General features: G+C 71.3%; 23 protein-coding genes and 1 pseudogene. 13 read left to right on the top strand and 11 right to left on the bottom strand.

Features of this window, described 5'->3' with window-relative positions:
• Positions 1-93: 93 nt before the first annotated feature.
• Positions 94-858 (bottom strand): maleylpyruvate isomerase family mycothiol-dependent enzyme, encoded by a 765-nt coding sequence (locus C1A38_RS13495; RefSeq protein WP_102658172.1) that lies wholly within the window; start codon positions 856-858, stop codon positions 94-96.
• Between the two features lie 70 nt (positions 859-928).
• Here C1A38_RS13495 and C1A38_RS13490 point away from each other — a divergent pair, with 70 nt between their 5' ends.
• Entirely contained in the window at positions 929-2,011 is a 1,083-nt protein-coding gene (locus C1A38_RS13490) for a UDP-N-acetylmuramate dehydrogenase (RefSeq protein WP_102658171.1), read from the top strand.
• Between the two features lie 5 nt (positions 2,012-2,016).
• Here C1A38_RS13490 and C1A38_RS13485 read toward each other — a convergent pair whose 3' ends face one another.
• Together C1A38_RS13485 and C1A38_RS13480 are read right to left on the bottom strand one after the other, a co-directional pair.
• Complete coding sequence (locus C1A38_RS13485; RefSeq protein WP_102658170.1) at positions 2,017-2,808, bottom strand: SAM-dependent methyltransferase; 792 nt, start codon at positions 2,806-2,808, stop codon at positions 2,017-2,019.
• A gap of 11 nt (positions 2,809-2,819) precedes the next feature.
• Positions 2,820-3,008, bottom strand: coding sequence for a hypothetical protein (locus tag C1A38_RS13480; protein ID WP_102658169.1), 189 nt, complete (start codon positions 3,006-3,008; stop codon positions 2,820-2,822).
• A 184-nt stretch (positions 3,009-3,192) separates the two neighbouring features.
• Between C1A38_RS13480 and mshA the strand changes: the two genes are divergently transcribed.
• Together mshA and C1A38_RS13470 are read left to right on the top strand one after the other, a co-directional pair.
• Positions 3,193-4,539, top strand: coding sequence for a D-inositol-3-phosphate glycosyltransferase (gene mshA / locus C1A38_RS13475; protein ID WP_102658168.1), 1,347 nt, complete (start codon positions 3,193-3,195; stop codon positions 4,537-4,539).
• A 132-nt stretch (positions 4,540-4,671) separates the two neighbouring features.
• On the top strand, positions 4,672-5,226 hold the full coding sequence (locus tag C1A38_RS13470; RefSeq protein ID WP_502696936.1) for a type III secretion system chaperone family protein: 555 nt from the start codon (positions 4,672-4,674) through the stop codon (positions 5,224-5,226).
• Between the two features lie 147 nt (positions 5,227-5,373).
• Here C1A38_RS13470 and C1A38_RS31765 read toward each other — a convergent pair whose 3' ends face one another.
• On the bottom strand, positions 5,374-6,120 hold the full coding sequence (locus tag C1A38_RS31765) for a hypothetical protein (protein WP_233196805.1): 747 nt from the start codon (positions 6,118-6,120) through the stop codon (positions 5,374-5,376).
• A gap of 94 nt (positions 6,121-6,214) precedes the next feature.
• Here C1A38_RS31765 and C1A38_RS31760 point away from each other — a divergent pair.
• A pseudogene (locus tag C1A38_RS31760) lies at positions 6,215-6,598 on the top strand (hypothetical protein); the annotation flags it as partial.
• A gap of 551 nt (positions 6,599-7,149) precedes the next feature.
• Here the strand turns inward: C1A38_RS31760 and C1A38_RS13460 are convergent.
• Entirely contained in the window at positions 7,150-8,451 is a 1,302-nt protein-coding gene (locus C1A38_RS13460) for an MFS transporter (protein ID WP_102658165.1), read from the bottom strand.
• 70 nt (positions 8,452-8,521) lie between these two features.
• Positions 8,522-9,880: an MDR family MFS transporter gene (locus C1A38_RS13455; RefSeq protein ID WP_233196803.1), complete on the bottom strand. Its 1,359-nt coding sequence runs from the start codon at positions 9,878-9,880 to the stop codon at positions 8,522-8,524.
• A 148-nt stretch (positions 9,881-10,028) separates the two neighbouring features.
• Here C1A38_RS13455 and C1A38_RS13450 point away from each other — a divergent pair, with 148 nt between their 5' ends.
• Complete coding sequence (locus C1A38_RS13450) at positions 10,029-10,796, top strand: phosphoglyceromutase (protein WP_102658196.1); 768 nt, start codon at positions 10,029-10,031, stop codon at positions 10,794-10,796.
• A gap of 75 nt (positions 10,797-10,871) precedes the next feature.
• On the opposite strand, the gene phoU is transcribed toward C1A38_RS13450, so the two are convergent.
• Positions 10,872-11,513 (bottom strand): phosphate signaling complex protein PhoU, encoded by a 642-nt coding sequence (phoU, locus tag C1A38_RS13445; protein ID WP_102658164.1) that lies wholly within the window; start codon positions 11,511-11,513, stop codon positions 10,872-10,874.
• A gap of 202 nt (positions 11,514-11,715) precedes the next feature.
• On the opposite strand from phoU, the gene C1A38_RS13440 reads away from it, so the two are divergent.
• Both C1A38_RS13440 and C1A38_RS13435 read left to right on the top strand, forming a co-directional pair.
• Complete coding sequence (locus C1A38_RS13440; protein WP_502696935.1) at positions 11,716-13,005, top strand: ATP-binding protein; 1,290 nt, start codon at positions 11,716-11,718, stop codon at positions 13,003-13,005.
• Positions 13,006-13,028: 23 nt separating this feature from the next.
• Complete coding sequence (locus C1A38_RS13435; RefSeq protein ID WP_102658162.1) at positions 13,029-13,712, top strand: response regulator transcription factor; 684 nt, start codon at positions 13,029-13,031, stop codon at positions 13,710-13,712.
• 56 nt (positions 13,713-13,768) lie between these two features.
• Here C1A38_RS13435 and C1A38_RS13430 read toward each other — a convergent pair whose 3' ends face one another.
• The gene (locus tag C1A38_RS13430) at positions 13,769-14,578 is read right to left on the bottom strand and encodes a DUF3109 family protein (protein WP_102658161.1); all 810 of its coding nucleotides are present in this window, start codon (positions 14,576-14,578) and stop codon (positions 13,769-13,771) included.
• Between the two features lie 72 nt (positions 14,579-14,650).
• Between C1A38_RS13430 and C1A38_RS13425 the strand changes: the two genes are divergently transcribed.
• On the top strand, positions 14,651-15,595 hold the full coding sequence (locus tag C1A38_RS13425) for a Ppx/GppA phosphatase family protein (protein ID WP_102658160.1): 945 nt from the start codon (positions 14,651-14,653) through the stop codon (positions 15,593-15,595).
• Between the two features lie 76 nt (positions 15,596-15,671).
• Positions 15,672-16,478 carry a sugar phosphate isomerase/epimerase family protein gene (locus C1A38_RS13420; RefSeq protein WP_199180196.1) on the top strand — a complete coding sequence of 269 codons (807 nt, stop codon included), beginning with the start codon at positions 15,672-15,674 and terminating at the stop codon, positions 16,476-16,478.
• A 7-nt stretch (positions 16,479-16,485) separates the two neighbouring features.
• Here the strand turns inward: C1A38_RS13420 and C1A38_RS13415 are convergent, their stop codons facing one another.
• Genes C1A38_RS13415 through C1A38_RS13405 form a run of 3 tightly spaced genes read right to left on the bottom strand, consistent with a single transcriptional unit; the run spans position 16,486 to position 18,512 of the window.
• Positions 16,486-17,043 carry a CGNR zinc finger domain-containing protein gene (locus tag C1A38_RS13415; protein ID WP_013736091.1) on the bottom strand — a complete coding sequence of 186 codons (558 nt, stop codon included), beginning with the start codon at positions 17,041-17,043 and terminating at the stop codon, positions 16,486-16,488.
• A gap of 19 nt (positions 17,044-17,062) precedes the next feature.
• Positions 17,063-18,229: a glutathionylspermidine synthase family protein gene (locus tag C1A38_RS13410; protein WP_102658159.1), complete on the bottom strand. Its 1,167-nt coding sequence runs from the start codon at positions 18,227-18,229 to the stop codon at positions 17,063-17,065.
• A gap of 1 nt (position 18,230) precedes the next feature.
• The gene (locus C1A38_RS13405) at positions 18,231-18,512 is read right to left on the bottom strand and encodes a hypothetical protein (protein ID WP_233196802.1); all 282 of its coding nucleotides are present in this window, start codon (positions 18,510-18,512) and stop codon (positions 18,231-18,233) included.
• A gap of 250 nt (positions 18,513-18,762) precedes the next feature.
• Between C1A38_RS13405 and C1A38_RS13400 the strand changes: the two genes are divergently transcribed.
• The 4 genes from C1A38_RS13400 to C1A38_RS13385 all read left to right on the top strand — a co-directional run bounded on the left by C1A38_RS13400 (position 18,763) and on the right by C1A38_RS13385 (position 22,541).
• Positions 18,763-19,683 (top strand): proline dehydrogenase family protein, encoded by a 921-nt coding sequence (locus tag C1A38_RS13400; RefSeq protein WP_102658157.1) that lies wholly within the window; start codon positions 18,763-18,765, stop codon positions 19,681-19,683.
• 83 nt (positions 19,684-19,766) lie between these two features.
• Positions 19,767-20,567, top strand: a complete 801-nt coding sequence (locus C1A38_RS13395) for an alpha/beta fold hydrolase (protein ID WP_102658156.1) — start codon at positions 19,767-19,769, stop codon at positions 20,565-20,567.
• Positions 20,560-21,150, top strand: coding sequence for a TetR/AcrR family transcriptional regulator (locus C1A38_RS13390; protein ID WP_102658155.1), 591 nt, complete (start codon positions 20,560-20,562; stop codon positions 21,148-21,150). Before C1A38_RS13395 ends, C1A38_RS13390 begins: the two co-directional genes overlap by 8 nt.
• Positions 21,151-21,209: 59 nt before the next feature.
• Positions 21,210-22,541, top strand: a complete 1,332-nt coding sequence (locus C1A38_RS13385; protein WP_102658154.1) for a hypothetical protein — start codon at positions 21,210-21,212, stop codon at positions 22,539-22,541.
• The last annotated feature ends 14 nt before the right edge of the window (positions 22,542-22,555 follow it).

Below are 22,555 nucleotides of genomic sequence, written 5' to 3'. Positions count from 1 at the left end.
ATGGCCACGGCCAATCGGTGCGAGGTCGTCGTTACAGCGCAATGGCGGCTACCGGGGTGCCCGGTAACCGCCATTGCGCCGTAACGGCGTCAATCAGCCGGTGCGTACCCCGTCGAGGAGGGTGGGGTCGCCGGCCACGGACAGGGTGTCGAAGCTGACCCGGCCCCAGAGCGCCAGCAGCAGGTCGCTCGCCGTACCGCTGACGTGCACCCGGGCGTGGTGCTCGTCGTGATCGAGGATGGTGCCGGTGTCCAGCAGCGCCACGCCCTCACCGCGCAGCCGCAGGTACCACTCCTGCGCCGCGTCGGTCGCGCTGAGCCGAACCACCCCGCGCCACTGACCGCTCGCCGCCCGGCGACCGGCCGGCAGCCAGGTGTCGAGCACCTCGCTCACCCCGTCGGCCGCGAGCTTGGCCTCGATCGGTTCGCCGGCGGCGATGGCGAGCTGGGCGTCCCAGCGGTGCAGGGCCGTCTCGTGGGCCATCCGGCGGGGCCAGAAGCCGGCCTTCTTCGGCTGGGGGGCCCAGTTCCAGGCCGGGGCCTCCGGGTCCAGGGTGTCGAAGAGGGCCATCAGCTCGTCGTACGCCTGCTGCCACTGCTGTGCGGCGGTGAGCCCCGGCACGAGTTCGGGGCGCTGCGACCGGCGTTGCTCCGGCGCGGTGGCCCGGCCGGACCCGGCGACGTCGCGTACCCACTGGTAGATGCCGGTGAGGTGCAGGGCCAGGTCGGTCACCGTCCAGCCGGGGCAGGAAAGCACGGGTGTCTCGGGCGGGGCGTCGGCGACCGCGGCGGCGAACGCCGGGCCCTCCGCGCGGAGTGCACCGATCCAGAAGTCCTTGCTGCCGTGCATTCTGCTCATCGCCATCCTCCCGGGGGTGACCGGGCCACCAGTGGGTGCCACGGCTACCTCTCAGCCTAGGGTGAAAGATGTGCCTGACGTCTACGCCCAGCCGACAGCCGCCGCTCAACCCGTCATTCCCGGCGAACTGTCGCAATACACCACATTGCGCCTCGGCGGACCTGCCCGGCGGATCGTCACCGCAACCACCGCCGAGGAGATTGTCGCGCACGTACGCGAGGCGGGCGAACATGTGCTTCTGCTCGCCGGGGGCAGCAACGTGGTGATCGGCGACGCCGGGTTCCCGGGCACGGTGATCCTGGTCCGCTCCCGAGGCCTGCGGGTGCTGACCGAGGACGAGCAGACCGTGACCATCCGCGTCGAGGCCGGCGAGCCGTGGGACGACCTGGTCGCCGCCACGGTGCGCAACGGCTGGTCCGGCCTGGAATGCCTGTCCGGCATCCCCGGCTCCACCGGCGCCACCCCGATCCAGAACGTCGGCGCGTACGGCCAGGAGGTCGCCGAGACCATCGTCGGCGTGCAGGTGTACGACCGTACCGCCGGGACGATCAGTCTGTTGGACGCCGCCGACTGCGGCTTCGCCTACCGGGCCAGCATCTTCAAGTACAGCGAGCGCTGGGTCGTGCTCGCTGTCGACTTCCGGCTGGCCCGCTCGCCGCTGTCCGGCCCGGTCCGGTACGCGGAACTGGCCCGCGCGCTCGGCGTCGAGGTCGGTGACCGGGTGCCGCTCGCACACGCCCGCGCCACCGTGCTGGAGCTTCGCGCCGGAAAGGGCATGGTGCTGGACGCCGCCGACCCCGACACCCGTTCGGTCGGCTCCTTCTTCACCAACCCCGTCCTCGATGCCGCCGAGTACGAGGTGCTCCGGCAGCACGCCGCCGACATCGGTGTGCCGCCCGCCTGGCCGGGCGCGGGCGACCTGGTCAAGGTCAGCGCCGCCTGGCTGATCGACAAGGCCGGCTTCGGCAAGGGCTACGCCGGCCCCGAGGGCGTCGCCATCTCCAGCAAGCACACCCTCGCCCTGACCAACCAGACCGGCACCGCCACCACCGAAGCCCTCCTCACCCTGGCCCGGGAGATCCGCGACGGCGTCCACGCCCGCTTCGCCGTAACCCTCCACCCCGAACCCGTCCTCATAACCTGCACCCTCTAACCGCGTCAGGGGGTGGGGGAGGGCCAGGGGAGGGTCAGTTCGCCTTGGCGCCAGCGGCGGGGGCGGTGGAGGATGGGCCAGCCCTGGGCGCGTACGGCGGCCACGGCGTGCAGCCAACGCTGGCGGGGGCCGTACGGGGCGTAGCCGGCGGCAGCGTGCCAGGCGTCGTCGAGGGCGCGGATCAGGTCGTGGATGGGTTCACCGGGGACGTTGCGGTGGATCAACGCCTTGGGTAGCCGTTCGGCCAACTCGGCCGGGGTCTGCAGAGTGGACAGACGGGCGGCCAGGGTCAGCGTGCGCGGGCCGTTGGCGTCGAGCAGGATCCAGCCGGCGAGGCGACCCAACTCGTCGCAGGTGCCCTCGACGAACAGTCCGCCGGGTGCCAGTCGGCTGGTGACGGTGGCCCAGGCGGCGGCCACCTCGCTCTCGTCGTACTGGCGTAGCACGTTGAACGCGCGCACCAGGGTCGGACGCAGGCCGGCGAGTTCGAATCCGCCCCGGGCGAAGGTGAGGCCGGGTGGGTCGGCGGCGGGTTGGGCGTCCGCGACGCGGATCGGATCGATCTCCAGGCCGACCACCCGTACGTCGGGGCGTACCCCGGCGGCCAGTCGGGTGCGCAGTTCCACCGCTGTCACCGGGCTCGCGCCGTACCCCAGGTCCACCACGAGTGGGTCCGGTGCGGCGCGTAACGCGTCGCCGCAGGTGTCGACGATCCAGTTGTCCACCCGTCGGAGCCGGTTGGGATTTGTGGTGCCGCGGGTGATGGTTCCGAGCGGCCGGGGCGTACGCGCCGCCATGGCAGCGTTCCTCAGGCTCCGCCGGGTGACCGGTCACCGGCACCCGTGCCGCTCACCCGGTGCACCATGTGCCGGGCGGCCTGCGCCAATGGGCGTACGACGAGACGGTCCACGTTGACGTGTGGCGCCTGGGTGGCGCACCGAGCGGTCCCGGCGCCGAGTCCGCTGGATGCCCCGGTGACGACGGCGACACGACTCATCCGGCCATTCTCGCCCCTGTCACGCCGAGGGTCGGAGCTTCCCCGGTGATGAGGTCGGTCACGCCCGTCGGCCTGGGCGACGTATTACCAGCCGCCGATCGGGAAGATGACATCTGGCGCGGAGGTTGACGCAGAGGCACGTCGGTCGTGCAGTACGGCATCAACCCTGGCATAGGGAGCAGAAGTGGCGGAATTGCACACCGGCGTCGGTCGTCAGCGAGGTGCCCTGCCGTGGCCGAGACCCCGACGGATCGCCACGCTCTCGGTGCACACCTCGCCCCTGCACCAGCCCGGCACCGGGGACGCGGGCGGCATGAACGTCTACATCCTTGAGGTCGCCCGGCGGTTGGCCGAGGCCGACGTCGAGGTGGAGATCTTCACCCGGGCCACTTCTGGTGACCTGCCGCCGGTGGTGGAGGTCGCGCCGGGGGTGCACGTCCGGCACGTGATGGCCGGCCCGCTGGAAGGGCTGACCAAGGAGGAACTTCCCGGCCAGCTCTGCGCCTTCACCGCCGGCGTACTGCGTGCCGAGGCGTCCCGCCCGCCGGGCCACTACGACCTCATCCACTCCCACTACTGGCTCTCCGGGCAGGTCGGCTGGCTGGCCAAGGACCGCTGGGGAGTGCCGCTGGTGCACACCGCGCACACCCTGGCCAAGGTGAAGAACGCGCAGCTCGCCGCCGGGGACCGCCCCGAACCCAAAGCCCGGGTGATCGGCGAGGAACAGGTCGTCGCCGAGGCCGACCGGCTGGTGGCGAACACCCGGGTCGAGGCGCAGGACCTGATCGACAGGTACACCGCCGACCCGAGCCGGGTCGCGGTGGTCGAGCCCGGGGTGGACCTCGACCGCTTCCGCCCACCGGTCGGTGACCGGGACGCCGCGACAAGTGCCGCGCGGGCCCGACTGGGCCTGCCCACCACCGGCTACCTGGTCGCCTTCGTCGGTCGGATCCAACCGTTGAAGGCCCCGGACGTGCTGATCCGCGCGATCGCCGCGTTGTGCGAGCGGGATCCGGCGCTGGCCCAGGAGGTCTCCGTGGTGATCTGCGGTGGCCCCAGCGGCAGCGGCCTCGACCGCCCCACCGCCCTGATCGAGTTGGCCGCGTCGCTCGGCGTCGCCGACCGGATCCACTTCCTGCCGCCGCGTACCGGCGCCGAGTTGCCCCTGCTGTACCAGGCGGCCGACCTGGTCGCGGTGCCGTCGTACAACGAATCCTTCGGCCTGGTCGCCCTGGAGGCCCAGGCCTGCGGTACGCCGGTGGTGGCCGCCGCCGTCGGCGGCCTGGTGACCGCGGTACGCGACCAGGTCAGTGGGATGCTGGTGCGCGGACACGACCCGGTCGACTGGGCGCACACCCTGGCCCGCCTGCTGCCCGACCGGTCCCGTCGGAGGGAGCTGTCGCTCGGCGCCGCCCGGCACGCCCGCAACTTCTCCTGGCACCGTACGGCCGAGGGTCTGCTCGCCGTGTACGGCGAAGCGATCACCGCCCACCGCGCCCATCTCACCTCCGCCCTCGCCGCCTCCTGCTGATGAAAGGAAGGGCACCCTTTTAACGCCTCGTGCATAGGAAGGGCCCCTTGTTAACGCCCGTCGGCCCGCCGGCCCGCGCGACGCCGCCCGTCGCCGGGCAGCGGCAGGTTGGGCGGCCGTAGAGTGGAGCCGATGAGTGACCTGGGTGCTCTGATCGAGTCGGTCTGCGCCGAGCGGGAACTGCCCTGCGAGCCGACCGGTCCCGGCGCGTACGCGGTGACCCTGCCCGGCACGCACAAGCTCAAGACGACCTGCAACCTGATCGTGGGCGAGCACGCGCTGCGGATCGAGGCGTTCGTGATGCGTCAGCCGGACGAGCGCCGCGAGGAGCTCTGGGCCTGGCTGTTGCAGCGCAACGCGCGGATGTACGCCGTCTCCTTCTCCATCGACGCGGTCGGCGACATCTACCTCACCGGCCGGGTCAACCCCGCCGGGGTGGACGCCGACGAGCTGGACCGCATCCTCGGTGCGGTGCTCAGCTACGCCGACGAGTCCTTCGACACGATGTTGGAGATCGGTTTCGGCAGTTCGATCCGGCGGGAATGGGAGTGGCGGGTCAAGCGGGGCGAATCCACCGCGAACCTCGCGGCCTTCGCGCATCTCTTCGAGCCGTCGGGGCAGACCCGTGCCGACAACCCGGCAGCCGCCGCCGGTGCCGCCCCGGAGGGCGGCGCGGACCGGCCCTGACCGGGGTGCCGCCGCACGGCAGCCGGCAACGCGTTCACCGCAGTGTGGTTTAGCTCGCCGCTACGGGGTAAGCCGCACCGCGCGGTGCGGCTTTGGGACCCGCCGCGCGCCGAGACTTCAGTGTCGAGGAGCGTGAGCGTCCATGGCTCAGCGAAACAGCGCGGGTCGCGGCGGGACCGCGACCAGGACCAAGCAGCAGGCCAGCAACCAGACCCCGAACACGCCACGGATCTCCGAGTCGGAGATCTCCCGGATGCGGGTGGACGACATCCGTGGCCAGTTGCGTCGGTACGGGGTCTCCGGCATCTCCGCCCTGCGTAAGCCGGAACTGGTGAAGAGACTCGCCAGCACGCTGCGTTCGGGCGGGGCGGCGCGTGGCAGCAGCGGACCGGCCGGCCGTGCCAGCAGCACGAAGACCACCGCGACGAAGCAGTCGGCGTCGGCTCGTACCGCCACGGGACGGGCGAAGGCCGCACCCGCCAAGCGGACCGGCCCGGCGCGGACGGCGACGACGGGCACCGCCCGTAACGCCAGTACCGCCCGTAAGACGACGACGGCGGCACGCAAGGCCAGCACGGCCCGCAAGACGACAGCGACTGCGCGGACGTCCGCCGCCGGGGCAAGGAAGGCGGCCCCTCGCAAGACGGCGTCGGCCGCGAAGACCGCGCCGGCCGGTAAGACCACCGCCGCCCGCAAGACCGCCCCGGCCCGCACGGCCACGTCCGCCCGCACGGCCACGTCCGCCCGCACGGCCACGTCCGCCCGCACGGCGACGTCGACTGCGCGGACGACTGCGGCCGGGGCAAGGAAGGCGGCTCCCCGCAAGACCGCAGCGGCGGCGAAGACCGCAGCGGGCAGCACCACCAAGACGGGTACGACGACGCGCGCGGCCACCCGGCAGGCACCCGCTCGTGGCGCGGCCAAGACGGCACCCGCTCGCGGTGCAGCGAAGACGGCACCCGCCTCCCGTAGTGCAGCGAAGACGGCCGCAGCAGGTGGCGGGGTGCGGACCGGGAGGTCGACGGCCCGTTCGACGCGGTCGTCGCAGATGATCTCGTCGTTGCAGGACCGGCCGGAGCGCCCGGGGCGGAGCCTGGTCACCACCAACCACGACGTGATCCAGCGGTGGGCCCGGGAGCGCGGCGCGAAGCCGGCGACGATCAGCGGGACCGAGCGGGACGGCCGGGCCGGCGTGCTGACCTTCAACATCCCGGGCTACCGGGAGAGCAGCCGGATCCGTGAGATCACCTGGGACGAGTGGTTCCACACCTTCGACCTGCGCCGGCTCAACCTGATCTACCAGGAACAGCTGCGAGACGGCCGGCAGAGCAACTTCTTCCGTACCGAGTCACCCGATCGGGAGGACGCGTGAGCGTTTGCGGGAATCCTCGCCGGGTATGCGCTGTTAGCCGTGAACGAAGCCCCATCAAGCAGCCCAACGGGACACGGGCGCGCTGTGACGGGCGAGACAGCCAACCAGGTTGAATCCGTCCCATGGGGCGAACTAGCGTTATTGCACCGCGCCACGCTTGGAACCGTTCGGGGGAGCGGCGGATCGATCAGATCTGTGCACCAAGCGAGGTGTCGGGGGACGGGTGGATCCACCGTTGGGGGACGGTGCCCGCCTGTTTGGACCGGCGGCGCGAGCGGGCGTCGCTTACGGGGGTGAGTGCCGCCCGCCGCCGCCGGTCGTAGCGATGAACCGATGTGCCCGGTGCCCACGTGCCGGGCACATCGTGTTGTCCGCGCGCGGCCCAGCGCCGTTACGGCGCAATGGCGGTTACCCGGGCGTCCGGCAACCGCCATTGCGCCGAAACCGTGTTGATCAACCGGCAGCGCGGCCCGAGTGGCGTGTTGATCAGCCGGCAGCGCGGCCCGCCTGGGTTGATCAGCTAGCAGTGCGGCCCGAGTGGCCCGGGTTGATCAGTTGGGCGCTGCGAGGGTAGACCGGGCGGCCTCGTCCGCGACCGGGCTCGCCGTGGCGCGGCGCAGGGCGGCGACCCGCCGTTCCCGGGGCGGCCCGGCGAGCAGATGGCCACCGGCGGCCAGCAGGCCCAACGCGCCCATGACCAGCCAGTGTCCGTCGCCCCACAATTGCAGGCTGAACCCGCCGAGGGTGGGCGCGACGAACGAGGCCGCCGGAAAGGCCAGGTAGAACACCGACTGGTAGCGCGCCCGCAGGACCGGTGGTGCCAGGTCCGCGTTGATCTGCGCGTTGGGGGGCGCGGCCAGCATCGAGCCGACCGTCCAGACCACGCAGGCCCCGAGGTAGAAGACGAGGTCGTCGGCGACGGCCAGGGCACCGAAGCCGACCGCGAGCAGCGCGGTGGAGACGGCGAGTACGGTCCCTTTGCGCCGCCGGTCGATGAGTCGGGGTACGAAGAGTTGCCCCAGCACGATCAGCACCCCGCCCAGAGCCACCACCGTCCCGTACGCCGATGGGCCGAGCCCGTCCGCGCGCATCGCCAGCGGCATGATCGTCGACGCCTGCATGGTCAGCACGGCCAGTACGAAGGTCAGCCCGACGAAGACCATGAAGTGCCGGTCGGTCAGCGCGGTGTGCAGCCCGGGCCGGCGACCGGCCAGCGACGGTTTCGGCTGCCCGTACGCCCGCAGGGTGGGTAGGGTCTCCGGCACCTTCCAGGCGATCAGCACCGCGGTGGCCAGGGTGGCGGCGGCGTCCACCAGGAAGAGCGCGACGTAGCTCGCCTCGGCGAGCAGGCCGGCCAGCAGCGAGGCCACCGCCATGCCCAGGTTGAACGCCCAGAACTGGAGGTTGAACGCGCGGGACCGGCGTTCCTCGGGCACCACGTCGACGATCGCCGCGACGAAGGCCGGGCTCGGCATCGAGTGGGTGACGCCGACCAGCAGGGCGAGCGCCGCGATCACGCCGAGGTGCTGACTCAGTGCCAGCGCGACCATTAGCGCGGCGGTGACCAGGTGCGCCGCCACCAGGGTCGAGCGTCGTCCCCACCGGTCGGCCAGCACCCCACCGAGCAGTACGCCGGCCGCTCCGCCCGCGCCGTATGCGCCGACCACCACGCCGGCCAGCGACTCGCTGGCACCCCGGGCGGCGGTCAGGTAGAGCGACAGGAACAGCATCGCGAACGCGCCGGCGCGGTTGATCAGCAACCCGACCCAGAGGTACCAGAAGGTGGCGGGCAGCCCGCCGGCGGTGTCGGCGAACCACCCGCGTACGGCTGTGGCCGCCCGACGCTCGCGCACCCCGACCCCCCAGATCTGTTCGGTTACCTAACAGATCTTGCCTGACCGGAGTTCGGGCTCCTCTGCGGCCCTACCCGCCGGTGGTCGCTGCCGGCTCGGCCGCCTTCGGCGCGACCGGCGCGACCGGCGCGACCGGCGCGACCGGCTCGGCCGCCTTCGGCGCTGCCGGCTGGGGGGCCGTCGACTGGGGCGTGACCACGGGCGGGGTGCCGGCGGTGCGCAGCGCGAGGGCCCGCCGCTCCCGGGCGGGCCCGGAGAGCAGATGACCCACCGCCATCACCAGACCGATGGCGGCGCAGCCGAGCCAGAGCGTGGCATTGCCGGCCTGTTCCCGGACCAGGCCGCCGAGGATCGGCGCGGCGGCACCGGCCAGTTGCCAGGACAGTGAGAAGACCCCCTGGTAGCGGCCGCGCAGCTCACTCGGCGAGAGTTCGGCGATGAGGGTGGCGTTGGACGGCGAGTTGAGCATCTCGCCGAGCGTCCAGATCAACACCGTCAACCCGTAGAACCAGGCCACGTCGGCGAACGCGGTAAGCCCGAAGCCGACGCCCATCACCACCGCCGCCAGCGCGAGTACGTGCGACCGGCTGCGCCCCCGGATCAGCCGGGGTACGAAGAGTTGACCGATCACGATGAGGACGCCGTTGAGGGCGATCACCGAGCCGAACGTGGCGGGGCTCAGCCCGGAGTCGGCCATCGCGATCGGCAGCATCGAGATGTGCTGGAGGAAGACCAGCGCGCCGAGCAGGTTCAGCGCCACGAACCCGAGGTAGACCCGGTCGTTCAGGATCGTGCGGAGCGCGCCGACGCGGGCCGCGCCGACCCGCGTGCTGACCGTGATCGTCCGGGTTTCCTTCACCTTCACGAAGATGATCACGGCGGTGACCAGCGTGGTGCTCGCGTTGACCGCGAAGAGCAGGAGATAGCCGGCCTGGGCGGCGAAGCCGGCGAGCACCGCGGCGCAGGCGAAGCCGAGGTTGACCGCCCAGTAGTTGAGCGAGAAGGCGCGCAGCCGATCCCGTTCGGGCACCACGTCGATCATCATCGCGCCGAACGCGGGGCGGGCCGCCTCGGCGAAGAGGCCGAGCAGCAGGGCGCCCAGCCCGACCGCCCACAGTTCGTGGGCGAAGCCCAGCGCGAGCATCATGACCGCGCCGCCCAGGTGGGCGAGGAGCAGGGTCGGTCGCCGCCCCCACCGGTCGGTCAGGGTGCCGCCGACGGTGGTGCCGACCGCGCCGCCGGCTCCCCAGAGGCCGAGCACGATGCCGGCCTGGGTGGCGGAGAATCCGCGCTCCTGGGTCAGGTAGATGGCGAGGAAGACGAGGACGAACGAGCCGAGCCGGTTGATCAGCGTGCCGGTCCAGAGGTACCAGAAAGTCCTGGGTAGACCGCCGGTGGTGTCCCGGAACCAGCCCCGTATCGCGTGCACTCCGGCGTCCCCGTCCGTAATGAGTGATGATCTAGCCGACCCTTACAACCTAGTGGTGCGCCGAGAGCAAGGTCATCCGGTTTTCCACGTGGTGGTCGTCACGACCCTTCTGGCGCGAGCGATCCCGGGTTACGGCAGGATGATCGGCATGACAGCTAGCGAGGGACCCACCGTCGGGACGCTGGTCCTGTTGCGGCACGGCGAAAGCGACTGGAACGCCAAGAACCTCTTCACCGGCTGGGTCGACGTGGACCTGACCGAGAAGGGTGAGAACGAGGCGCGCCGCGGCGGCGAGCTGCTGCGCGAGCACAACCTGCTGCCGGACGTGGTGCACACGAGCGTGATGCGCCGCGCCATCCGTACCGCCGAACTGGCGTTGAACGCCGCGGACCGGCACTGGATCGCGGTGCGTCGGTCGTGGCGGCTCAACGAGCGGCACTACGGCGCCCTGCAGGGCAAGAACAAGAAGCAGACCCTGGAGGAGTACGGCGAGGAGCAGTTCATGCTCTGGCGCCGCTCCTACGACACCCCGCCCCCACCCATCGCCGACGATGACGAGTGGTCCCAGGTGGGCGACCCGCGGTACGCGCTGCTGCCGACCGAGCTGATGCCCCGTACGGAGTGCCTCAAGGACGTCGTCGAGCGGATGCTGCCGTACTGGTACGACTCGATCGTGCCGGACATCCTGGCCGGTCGGACGGTGCTGGTGGCGGCGCACGGCAACTCGCTGCGCGCCCTGGTCAAGCACCTGGACCAGATCAGCGACGAGGCGATCGCCAAGCTGAACATCCCGACCGGGATTCCGCTGCGTTACGACCTCGACCCGCTGCTGCGTCCGCAGACCCTGGGCGGCACCTACCTCGACCCGGAGGCGGCCAAGGCGGCCGCTGCTGCCGTCGCCAACCAGGGCCGCTGACCCGGCCGTCGTTCCGTTGTTAAGAAGGGCCCCCTGCTATACGCGAGGCGTTAACAGGGGGCCCTTCCTTGCACCTCAGACGGGTTCGCCGGTGATCAGGTAGACGACGTGTTCGGCGCTGTTGACCGCGTGGTCGGCGAACCGCTCGTAGAAGCGGCCGAGCAGAGTGGCGTCGATGGCGGTCTCCACCCCGTACGGCCAGTCCGCGCCGAGCAGCACCCCGAACAGACCCTTGTGCAGCTCGTCCATCGCGTCGTCGTCGCGGTCCAGCTCGGCGGCGAGGTCGGCGTCCGGGTGGGCCAGCACCGCCGCGATCTTCTCCGCCATCCGGTCGGCGATACCCGCCATGTCGGTGAAGACCGGCCGCAGCTCCGCGGGCACGGCGGGCGAGGGGTGCCGGCGCAACGCGGTCTTGGCGACGTGGTCCGCGAGATCACCCATCCGCTCCAGATCCGCTGCCACGTGCAGCGCGGTGATCATGGCTCGCAGGTCGGAGGCGACCGGCGCCTGGCGGGCCAGCACGTCACACACCCGCTCCTCGACCTGCCGGTAGAGCGCGTCGATCCGGGCGTCCTGCTCGATGACGTTCTCGGCGGCCTGCCGGTCGGCGGTGAGCAGGGCCCGGGTGGCCTGTCGTAGTGCCGCCCGTACGCCTTCGGCCATCTCCACCAGCAGTTGGCTGACGGCTTGCAGTTCGGCCCGGAACTCGTCGCGCATGCTCACGTCCTGTCGATCGTCGGTGCGCCCGCGCCGTTCGGCTGCATCAGCGCAGGTCGCCGCCAAACTAGGGCCGGCGGGAGGCGCGGAGGTGAACGCCGGTGAACTGAGGCGGACGCGAAAGTGAACTTTCCCGGAAGTGAGCGTGCTTCGTCCTATTTTCGCCCGGTAGCCGGGCGAGCATTGACCATACGATCACCGAGTGACATGGGCGGTGGCGGTGAGCGTGGCCGGGGCTCTGGCGGCCGGAGTGGTCGTCGGGTTGTTGCTGTCCCGGCTCGTTGCCGACGCACGTCGTACGGGTAGTTCCCGCCGGAGCGGGTCAGGCCGGCTCCGGTTCGGCAGGGGGAGGCAGGCAATCGTCGAGGATGTGCAGGTCGGGCTCGGCCGACGAACGATCGACTCACTGCGTGTGGGGGTCGTGGTGCTCGACGCCGAGGACGTGCCGGTGCTCGTCAACCCCGCAGCACGGGCCCTGGGGCTGCTGCGTACCGGCGCTCGGCCGGGTTCGGTGATCGCCCATCCGTTGGTCCGTACCCTGGCCGGGCAGGTCCGGCGCACCGGCGTCCGCCGCGAGATCGAGCTGGACCTGCCCCGGGGCCGCGACAACGGCGGGGAGAACCCGCTGGGCGTGCACCTGCGGGCGATGGGGCTGGGCAACGACCACGTGGCGCTGGAGGCGGTCGACGTGACCGAGTCGCACCGCCTCGCGCGGGTCCGCCGCGACTTCGTCGCCAACGTCAGTCACGAGTTGAAGACGCCGATCGGTGCGCTGCAACTGCTCGCCGAGGCGCTGCTCGACGCCACCGAGCCGGCCGGGGCGGGGCCGCCCGACCGTTCCGAGGACCTGGTCGCCGCCCGACGGTTCGCCGAGCGGATCCAGCACGAGTCGACCCGGCTGGGACGGCTGGTGCAGGAGTTGCTGGAACTGACCCGGTTGCAGGGCGCCGAACCACAGCCCGCCCCGGAGCCGGTCGCGGTGGACTGGGTGATCTCCGAGGTGATCGACCGCACCCGGACCGCGGCGACCGCCCGACGGGTCACCGTGACGGTGGACGCGAAGCGCGGGCTGACCGTGTACGGCAGCGACAGTCAGTTGGCCACGGCAGTGGCGAATCTGGTGGAGAACGCCGTCAACTATTCGAGCGAGGACACCACGGTCCTGGTCACCGCGCGGGCCACGCCGGAGCATGTCGAGATCGCCGTCACCGACCAGGGCATCGGCATCGCCCCCACCGACGTGGACCGGATCTTCGAGCGGTTCTACCGCGCCGACCAGGCGCGTTCCCGCGCGACCGGCGGCACCGGGCTCGGGTTGGCGATCGTCAAGCACATCGCCAGCAACCATGGCGGACGGGTCGAGGTGTCGAGCACTCTTGGCGGTGGGTCGACGTTCACCCTCCGGCTGCCGGCCCGTCCTCCGGACGACCTGCTGTCGACACTGCCGTCGGTTGGTATCGAGCCTGGTCCGGCCGAGGCCCGGCAGAGCTGAGTGCACATGGAAAGGAAAGGCCGTTGAGCCGCGTACTGGTGGTCGAGGACGAGGAGTCGTTCTCCGACGCCCTGTCGTACATGCTTCGCAAAGAGGGCTTCGAGGTCTCCGTGGCCGCCACGGGCACCGCGGCGCTCACCGAGTTCGACCGGGCGGGCGCCGACATCGTGCTGCTCGACCTGATGCTGCCCGAGATGTCCGGCACCGAGGTCTGCCGTCAGCTGCGTCAGCGCTCGCACGTGCCGATCATCATGGTCACCGCCCGGGACAGCGAGATCGACAAGGTGGTCGGCTTGGAGATCGGCGCCGACGACTACATCACCAAGCCGTACTCACCCCGTGAGCTGGTCGCCCGGATCCGGGCGGTGCTGCGCCGGCAGTCTCCCGAGACCGTCGAGTCGGGCACGGCGGCGTTGGCGGCCGGGCCGGTCCGGATGGACATCGAGCGGCACGTGGTGACCGTCGCCGGGAGCACGGTGCAGCTGCCGCTCAAGGAGTTCGAGCTGCTGGAGCTGCTGCTGCGCAACGCCGGTCGGGTGCTCACCCGGGGGCAGTTGATCGACCGCGTCTGGGGTGCCGACTACGTGGGCGACACCAAGACCCTGGACGTGCACGTCAAGCGCCTGCGCTCCAAGATCGAACCGGAGCCGTCCTCGCCGCGGCACATCGTCACCGTGCGTGGTCTCGGCTACAAGTTCGAGCCCTGATCCCATCGGCCCGGACGATCAGGCCGGCCCCCGGGCGGTCAGGCTGGCCCGGGCGGTCAGGCCGGGTCGGCGGGGTGCGGGGCGACCATGCCCTGCCGCAGCCGGGTCGCGCACAACTCGGCAAGCTTCGCGTACGCGGGCGCGCCGATCAGCGCGGTCAACTCCGGGCCGTACGACAGGTACATCGGTTCGGTCCCGACGTGCGCGTCCGTGGACGAGGTGCACCACCAGTCGAGGTCGTGGCCGCCGGCACCCCAGCCCCGGCGGTCGAACTCGGCGAGTGTGGAGACCAGCACCTTGGTGTTGTCCGGCCGCGTGACCCAGTCCTGGTCCCGGCGGATGGGCAACTGCCAGCACACGTCCGGCTTGTACTCCAGCGGATGCGCCCCGTCGCGCAGCGCCTGGGCGTGCAGCGCACAGCCGCCACCACCGGGGAAGTCCGCGTCGTTGAGGAAGACGCAGGGCCCTTCCGCGTCCCGGGTGGCGGTCCGCCGGGCCGGGTTCTTGCCGTCCACGGTGTCGTTCTCGGTCCAGTTCTTGAACCCACGGCGGAAGTGCTGCCAGGTGGCCGGGGTGAGCCGCTTGACCGCCGCGCGGACCCGCTTCTCGTCGTCGGAGTCGGTGAAGAACGCGCCGTGCGAGCAGCAGCCGTCGGCGGCCCGCCCGGCGATGATGCCGTGGCAGCCCTGACCGAAGATGCACGTCCAACGGGAGAGCAGCCAGGTGAGGTCGGCGCGTACCACGTGCCGCTCGTCCGCCGGGTCGACGAATTCGATCCACTCGCGGGGAAAATCCAGCGGCACCTCGCGGCTGCGCGGGTCCGCCGGGTCGTCCACCAGCACGTGAAGCTCGATCTGCCCTGTCACCCGGCCCAGCGTACGCGTGGTGCGCCCGGCAGGCCGGGCAGTGACGCGAACGGGTTGCCCTAGGGTTTTCCCATGCGGCTGGGTGTCCTCGACGTCGGTTCCAACACGGTGCACCTGCTGGTGGTCGACGCCCATCGCGGCGCACATCCGTGGCCGGCGCACTCCGAGAAGGCGGTGTTGCGGCTCGCCGAGCAGCTCACGCCGGACGGTGCGTTGCCCGAGACCGCTGCGGACGCCCTGGTCGAGGCGGTCGGCGCGGCCCGCGCCTCGGCCACCGCGCTCGAGGTCGACCAACTGCTCGCCTTCGCCACCTCCGCGGTCCGCGACGCGACCAACAGCGCCGAGGTGCTCGCCCGGGTCCAGGAGACCACCGGCGTACGCCTGGAAGTGCTCTCGGGTGCCGACGAGGCGCGGATGACCTTCCTCGCGGTCCGGCGGTGGTTCGGCTGGTCGGCGGGGCGGCTGCTGGTGCTGGACATCGGCGGCGGCTCGTTGGAGATCGCGGCCGGTGTCGACGAGGACCCGGACGTGGCGGTCTCCCTGCCGCTCGGCGCGGGGCGGCTGACCCGGGACCGGCTCGTCGTCGATCCGCAGAGCGCGGTCCCGCCCGGCCCGCAGGTGGTGCAGGAGCTTCAGGAGTACGTCGACAGCCTCCTTGACCCGGTGGTCGAGCAGTTGGCCGAGGTGAGCTGGGAACGCCCGGTGGCGACCTCCAAGACGTTCCGTACCCTCGCCCGGTTGGCCGGGGCCGCGCCCAGCGGTGCCGGCATCTGGACCCGTCGCCGGCTCACCCGTGGCGGGCTGCGCCAGGTGTTGGGTTTCATCCGGCACATCGCCCCCGCCCAGTTGGCCGAGTTGGACGGGGTCAGCGCCGCGCGGGCCCACCAGCTGCTGGCCGGTGCGGTCGTCGCCGAGTCGGTGATGCGGCGGCTCGGCGTCGACTCCCTGGACATCTGCCCGTGGGCGCTGCGGGAGGGCGTGATCCTCGACCGGCTGGATCGGTTGGCTCCAGAGTGACATCGGATGCCAGGTTTGCCCGCATTGTGGAGTTCTCGTCACATTGGTTCAATCGACGGCGGCTACCCTCGGTGGTGTGACTTCCCGCGTTCCGGTGCTCCTGTCCACGTCCTCGGTCTTCCCTGAGCGGACTGCGGCGGCGTTCCAGTTGGCCGCCGAGCTCGGCTACGACGGGATCGAGGTGATGGTCTGGACCGACGCCGTCAGCCAGGACGCCGGTGCGCTGCGGGGGCTGGCCGAGCACTACGGCGTGCCGGTACTCTCCGTGCACGCTCCCTGCCTGCTGGTCACGCAGCGGGTCTGGAGCCCGGACCCGTGGGAGCGGCTGCGACGTTCGGCCGTCCTCGCCGAGACCCTCCAGGCGCCGACGGTGGTGGTGCACCCGCCGTTCACCTGGCAGCGGGACTACGCGCGCACCTTCGCCGACGGGCTGGACAAGCTGACCGGCGAGTTCGGCGGACTGCACATCGCGGTGGAGAACATGTACCCGGTCCGGATGGCGGGCCGGCAGTTCGTGCCGTATGCGCCCGGATGGGATCCGACGGAGGTCGGTTACGCCTCGTACACCCTCGATCTGTCGCACTGCGCCGCCTCGCACACCGACGCGCTGGGGATGGCCGATCGGATGGGTGCCGGTCTGGCGCACGTGCATCTCGGTGACGGCACCGGCGAGGGCCGCGACGAGCATCTGGTGCCCGGTCGGGGCGGTCAGCCCTGCGCCGAGTTGCTGCGCTCGCTCGCCGGTCGGGGCTTCACCGGCTCGGTCGCGGTGGAGGTGACCACCCGGGGCGCGAAGAGTCGGCAGGTCCGCGAGGCGGACCTGCGCCAGTCCCTCGCCTTCGCCCGCGAGCACCTCAGCGCGACCTCACCGGTCGACGCCTGAGGGCCGGTCAGGAGACGGGCGTCAGCGGGTCGGTCTGCGTCGGCACGGCGGCCCGCTTGCGAGCCCGGTGCGCGGCCACGTGGGAGCGGGTGGCGCACCGCTCCGAGCAGAAACGGCGGCAGCAGTTCGAGGACGTGTCCAGATAGACGTTGCCGCAGCGGTCGTCCGCGCAGACACCGAAGCGGGCGCTGCCGTACTCGCAGAGCCAGACCGACAACCCCCACACCGCTCCGGCGAGGAATTCCGAACTCACCGAGGCACCCCGGCTGGTCACGTGCATGTGCCAGTCGCTGGAGTCGTGTCCCGAGATGCGTGGCTGCACCGGGAACGCCTCAAGCAGCGAGTTCAACTCGGCTACCGCCTCGGCATCGCGCCCGGATGTGCCGTACTCGAAGACGTCGCGCAACCGCTTCTGCGCCCGCCGGAACACTGCCAGGTCGCGTTCCACGACCTCGTCGCGCATCCAGGCGTTGTCGTCGGGGAAGATGGACCGCAGGTCGTCGAGGCCGTCCAGACGGGCGTTGACAAGGTCAACTCCGGTCCGGGCGTACGCGTCGAAGTTCACCCCTCCAACGGTAGACGACTCACGCGCCTCGCGGCGCGTCGATGTAGTGCGGCAGGAACCGTGCATAGCCGTCGGTGATCAGGCTCGCGCTCTCCCGGAGCCCGGTGCCGGCCGACTCGCCGTCGACGATCCAGCTGCCCAGCACCAGCCGGCTGCCGGCGAACTCGGGCAGCGCCCGGAACTGCTGGTAGCAGAAGCCCTCCTCACCGTAGTCGCCCGGGCTGTTGATCTCACCGGTCGGGGTGACGATCCGAACCGACGCGCCTTCGCGGCCGAGCAGCGGCTTGGCCACGTACTCCGACATGCCGCGCGGTGAGTCGAGGTACGCCGGCAGCAGCAGTTCGTGGTCGGGGTACAGCTCCCAGAGCACCGCCAGCAACGCCTTGTTGGACAGCAGCAGCTTCCACGCCGGCTCGATCCAGGTGGTCGGCGTGCCCGGCTGAAGGGCCAGCGGACCGTACGGCTCGGCGAGCATCCACTCCCAGGGATACAGCTTGAAACAGGTGGTGATCGGCTGGTCGGCGCGGTCGACGAAGCGGCGGCCGTCCCAACCCACCTCCTGGATCGGCAGCAGTTCGACGTCCAGCCCGGCCTGACGGGCGGTCTCGGCCAGGTAGCCGGCGGTCATGTGGTCCTCGCCGGTCTCCTCCTCGTTCGACCAGACCACGTGCACCCGCCGGTCGTGCAGGCCGGCGCCGATCTTCGCCCAGGCACCGACGAGTCGCTCGTGCAGGCTGTTCCACTGGTCCAGCTCCGGCCGGGTGTGCTCCAGCCAGTACCACTGGATGATGCTCGCCTCGACGAGCGCGGTCGGGGTGTCGGCGTTGTACTCCAGCATCTTCGGCGGCCAACTGCCGTCGTACCAGAGATCGAACCGGCCGTAGAGCGTGGGCGGGGACTCGCGCAGCGACCGGGCCACCGCCTCGGCCGCCCAGCGGGGGATGCCGAACTCGGCGTACCGGTTGCGGGCCACCACGTGCTCGGCGGCAGCCACCGACATCCGGTGCAGCTCCTCGGTGGCCTCCTCCAGCCGCAGCACCTCCGCCAGGTCGAAGGCGTAGGCGGCCGTCTCGTCCCAGTACGACATCACCCCGCCGTCGGGCAGTTCGGTGTCCACGTACACCAGGCCCTGGGCGCGGATGGTGGCGTCCCAGTCGGGGCGCGGGTCGACCCGCTCGCGGCGCATCTCAGCCCCCGCAGGATGCCTGGTGGGAGCCGAACCCGCCGCGGTCGGGCACGGCCGTGGCCACCGTCTCGGTGACCGGGCTGCCGACGCCCATCTCGGGTACGGGCGCCGGAGTCCGCAGCGTCATCGCCACGGTGTCACCACCCCCGCCCGGACCCATCGCGCAGTCGTCATCGTCGTCGTCGGAGACCAGGTTGCAACCGGAGAGGGCGAGCGCCAGGGCGGTGAGCGCGCCAAGTTGCACGGAGGTCGAGCGGAGGCGGCGTCGGGGGTGTGATTTCACGCCATCGTTGTAACCGATGAACGCCAGGCTCGTCGCCCCGGGCTACCCATGCGCCGCCGGTGCGCTGCTGCTGTGCTGCTGGTGTGCTGCTGGTGTGCTGCTGGTGTAAGGAAGGGCACCCTGTTAACGCCTGCGGTATAGAAGGGTTCCCTTCTCACATCCAAGTGTTAAAAAGGGGCCCTTCCTTACAACGCGGGCGGGGTGGGCCGGGGCCGCAATTGCGCGGTGGGGTGGGCGTTACGCTCGGCTCATGCTCCGTTCCGTCATCCTCGCCGCCTCCCGGTCATCCCGGGTCGAGCGGCTCGTCGCGACGGCCCCGTTCTCCCGGGACGTCGTACGCCGGTTCGTCGCCGGTGCGCAGACCGACGACGCGTTGCGCGCAACCCGCGAGCTCGTCGACGGCGGCCTCGCGGTCACGCTCGACCACCTCGGCGAAGACACGGTCAGCCCCGAACAGGCCATCGCCGTACGCGACGAGTACCTCACCCTGCTGGGGCGGCTCGCCGAGGCGGGACTGACCCCCGCCGCCGAGGTGAGTGTCAAGCTCTCCGCGCTCGGTCAAGCCTTCGACGAGCAGTTGGCCTACGACAACGCCCGGGCGATCTGCGCTGCCGCCGACGCCGCGCAGACCACTGTCACCCTGGACATGGAAGACCACACCACCACCGACTCGACCCTGGACATCCTGGCCAAGCTGCGCAAGGACTACCCGTCGACCGGGGCGGTGCTCCAGGCGTACCTGCGGCGTACCGAGTCGGACTGCCGTGATCTGGCCACGGCCGGGTCGCGGGTGCGGTTGTGCAAGGGGGCGTACAAGGAGCCCGAGTCGGTGGCCTACCAGGCGGCCCGTGAGGTGGACAAGTCGTACGTCCGCTGCCTGAACATCCTGATGTCGGGCGACGGCTATCCCATGCTTGCCACCCATGACCCGCGACTGATCGCCATCGCCGAGGACCGGGCCCGCTGGTTCGACCGTGCGCCGGACCGCTTCGAGTTCCAGATGCTCTACGGCATCCGGCCCGAGGAGCAGGACCGGCTGGTCGGCGACGGCTACACGGTGCGCACCTATGTGCCGTACGGCGACGACTGGTACGGCTACCTGATGCGCCGGCTCGCCGAGCGTCCCGCCAACCTCGCCTTCTTCGGCCGCGCCCTGACCTCGCGCAAGTAGCCGCCGCCCGGCGTCGGAACCCCGCAGGACCTTGCTGTGGGCTCGCCTTGACGCGTTTAGCTAATGACATTAGCCTTACAGCTATGACAGCTAGCTTTGTGGTGCGCGACGGCGGACGGATCGCGTACGAGGTGCACGGTCAGGGGCCGTTGGTGGTTCTCTCGCACGGCATGGGGGAGAACCGCCACTCCTACCGGCACCTGATCCCGCTGCTGGTGGCGGCCGGCTACCAGGTCGCCTCGGTCGACGTACGGGGCCACGGCGACTCCACCATCGGCTGGGCGACGTACGCCCCGGCCGAGGTGGGGCGCGATCTGCTGGCGGTGGTCCGTGACCTCGGCGGCCGCCCGGCCACCCTGCTCGGCAACTCCTCAAGCGCCGCGGCCGTGGTCTTCGCCGCCGCCGAGGCACCCGACCTGGTCAGCGGGATCGTGCTGGAAGGTGCGTTCGTCGAGCAGCCGAAGCTCAACCCCGTCATGCGGCTCGGCGTGTGGGCGGTGGTCCGCAGTCCCCGACTGTTCGGCATGTTCCACCGCACCCTGTTCCCGGTCCACCGGCCCTCGGACGACGCCGCGTACCGCAAGAGCCTGGTGACCGCGCTGCGCCGGCCGGGCCGGATGCTGCCGGTACGCGAGGTGGCCGCCCCGGTCGACCCGCACTGGACCACCGTCGCTGCGCAGGTGCGTCAGCCGGTGCTGGTGCTGATGGGCACGAAGGACCCGGACTTTCCCGATCCGGGCGCCGAGGCCCGCGCCGCCCGGCGACTCTTCCCGCTCGCCGAGGCGCGGATGGTCACCGACGCCGGGCATTACCCGCACGCCGACCGTCCCGAGGCGACCGCCGCCGCGCTGACCGACTTTCTGGCGGTGACCGATCGTGCCTAGGGCCGGGCTCAACCCGCAGGTCGTGGTGCGCGAGGCGGCCGTGCTGGCCGACGAGGTCGGCTACCAGAAGCTCACCCTCGCCGCGCTGGCCAACCGACTCGGCGTCGCGTTGCCGAGCCTCTACAAGCACATCAAGGGCGCCGACGCGTTGGCCCAGAAGCTCTCCGCGCTGGCCACCGCCGAACTCGCCGAGGAGATGACCACGGCCGCCGCCGGCCGCAGCCGCGAGGACGCGTTGCGGGCCGTCGCCACCGCCTACCGGTCGTACGCGCGCCGGCATCCCGGCCGCTACCCGGCTGCCCAGCGGGTGCCGGATCCGACCGACCAGGCGCACGTGGCCGCCAGCGAGCGTGCGGTCGGCGTCGTCTTCGCCATCCTGCGCGGCTACGGCATCGAGGGCGACAGCGCGGTCGACGGAGCCCGCATGTTCCGGGCCGCCGTGCACGGCTTCGTCGCCCTGGAGGCGGCCGGCGACTTCGGCCTGCCCCGCGAGGTCGACCGCTCCTTCGAGCAGATGATCACGGCGTTGGGCATCGCGTTCCGCCGATGGCCGCAGGATCAGGCGGAAGCGGCGACGGCGTGACCTCATTGCGCGCGAAAGGATGATCGCGCGGTCGGCGTGACGGCCGTACGCTTCCCGGCGTGACACACGGGGAGAGCGAGGGCGGCACCACCAGGCCCGCGCGGGCGTGGTGGTGGCTGTGGGCGTCTCTGCTCATGGTGGTGTTGCTGGTGGCCTGCACCCTGCCGGCGGCGGTGGTGCTGATGATGGACACCGGCCGTGACGGTGAGACGTCGACCGGGGCCGCTGCTCCGACCGAGGACCCGACCGAGAATCCGACCACGGTGGCTGCCCGGCAGCTCGCCGAGCGGATCGGCGAGCTGCTGAACCGCCAGTCCGCCGCGCTGCTCGCCGGCGATCGGGCCGGGTTCCTGGCGATCGCCGAATCCGACACCGCACGCACCGAGCTGCGCCGCCGGTACGACTCGCTCCAGGCGTTGCGGGTGACCCGCTGGTCGGCCCGCCCGAGCGGCCTGCCCACCGGGGCGGGCACACCGGGCGAGTGGCGGATGCCCGTGTCGATCGACTACTGCCTCGTCCTGCGTGGGTGCCAGCCGACCTCGATCGTCATCGACACCCGGTGGCGTGACGGCCCCGAGCCCCGACTGCTGGAGATCGAGAAGTCGAAGCCCTCGCCGTCCGTGCTCGGTCCGCACAGCGAGCAGCCCGGCAGCATGCCGTGGGAGGTCAGCGAGCTGACCTCGGTGGTCGGGCAGCGGACGATCGTGGCGACCGTCCGGGAGCACCGCGAACTGCTGCCGATCCTGCTGCTGCGGGCCGAGGCGGCGGCCAGGGTCGCCGACCGGTACGCGGTGGACGGCACCCCACCGGACCGGTACCGGATCTTCTACGCCGGTGAGAAGGAATGGCGGACCTGGTACGGCGGCGGGCAATCGTACTGGGGCGACGGCCTGGCGATCGGCATCGGCGGCGGTCACCACGAGGTCGTGCTCGGGCCGGAGAGCCTGTACTACGGCGACTATTTCGACCAACTGCTCCGGCACGAGCTGACCCACGCCGCCACGCTGCCCGACGGTTACTGGGAGGATCCGGCATGGTGGCTGGTCGACGGGCTGGCCGAACACGCGGCCGCCGACGGCGAGCCGGTCGCGCGCTACCCGGTGCTGGCGCAGACCCGGCGACTGGTGCGCGGTGACTGGAACGGCAAGCTCGACGACCTCTATCCCATCGAAGGGATGAGCGACGACGAGGTGAACGGCCGGTACGGCATCGCGTACCTCGCGGTGCGCTACTTCGCGGACCGGTTCGGCGAGGAGAAGCTGCTCGCCTTCTTCAAGGCGGCGGTGCACGACCGCCGACCGGCGGCCCAGATCGCCGAGGAGATTCTCGGTGCGCCATGGTCGGAACTGCAGGCCGAGTGCGCCACCCAGATTCGCGCGGCGGTGCGCTGAAGGGAAGTCGACGT

Origin of the sequence: Verrucosispora sp. ts21, assembly GCF_002879555.1 — a bacterium.
Lineage (GTDB): Bacteria > Actinomycetota > Actinomycetes > Mycobacteriales > Micromonosporaceae > Micromonospora > Micromonospora gifhornensis.
The sequence above is the reverse complement of the archived record's forward strand: the minus strand, read 5'-3'. Positions and strand labels throughout refer to the sequence as shown.

Bases quoted from the DNA above. Each gene is read 5' to 3' on its own strand.
- C1A38_RS13495 (WP_102658172.1), bottom strand. From the start codon at position 858: ATGAGCAGAATGCACGGCAGCAAGGACTTCTGGATCGGTGCACTCCGC.
- C1A38_RS13485 (WP_102658170.1), bottom strand. From the start codon at position 2,808: ATGGCGGCGCGTACGCCCCGGCCGCTCGGAACCATCACCCGCGGCACC.
- C1A38_RS13480 (WP_102658169.1), bottom strand. From the start codon at position 3,008: ATGAGTCGTGTCGCCGTCGTCACCGGGGCATCCAGCGGACTCGGCGCC.
- C1A38_RS13470 (WP_502696936.1), top strand. From the start codon at position 4,672: ATGAGTGACCTGGGTGCTCTGATCGAGTCGGTCTGCGCCGAGCGGGAA.
- C1A38_RS13450 (WP_102658196.1), top strand. From the start codon at position 10,029: ATGACAGCTAGCGAGGGACCCACCGTCGGGACGCTGGTCCTGTTGCGG.
- phoU (WP_102658164.1), bottom strand. From the start codon at position 11,513: ATGCGCGACGAGTTCCGGGCCGAACTGCAAGCCGTCAGCCAACTGCTG.
- C1A38_RS13425 (WP_102658160.1), top strand. From the start codon at position 14,651: ATGCGGCTGGGTGTCCTCGACGTCGGTTCCAACACGGTGCACCTGCTG.
- C1A38_RS13410 (WP_102658159.1), bottom strand. From the start codon at position 18,229: ATGCGCCGCGAGCGGGTCGACCCGCGCCCCGACTGGGACGCCACCATC.
- C1A38_RS13400 (WP_102658157.1), top strand. From the start codon at position 18,763: ATGCTCCGTTCCGTCATCCTCGCCGCCTCCCGGTCATCCCGGGTCGAG.
- C1A38_RS13395 (WP_102658156.1), top strand. From the start codon at position 19,767: ATGACAGCTAGCTTTGTGGTGCGCGACGGCGGACGGATCGCGTACGAG.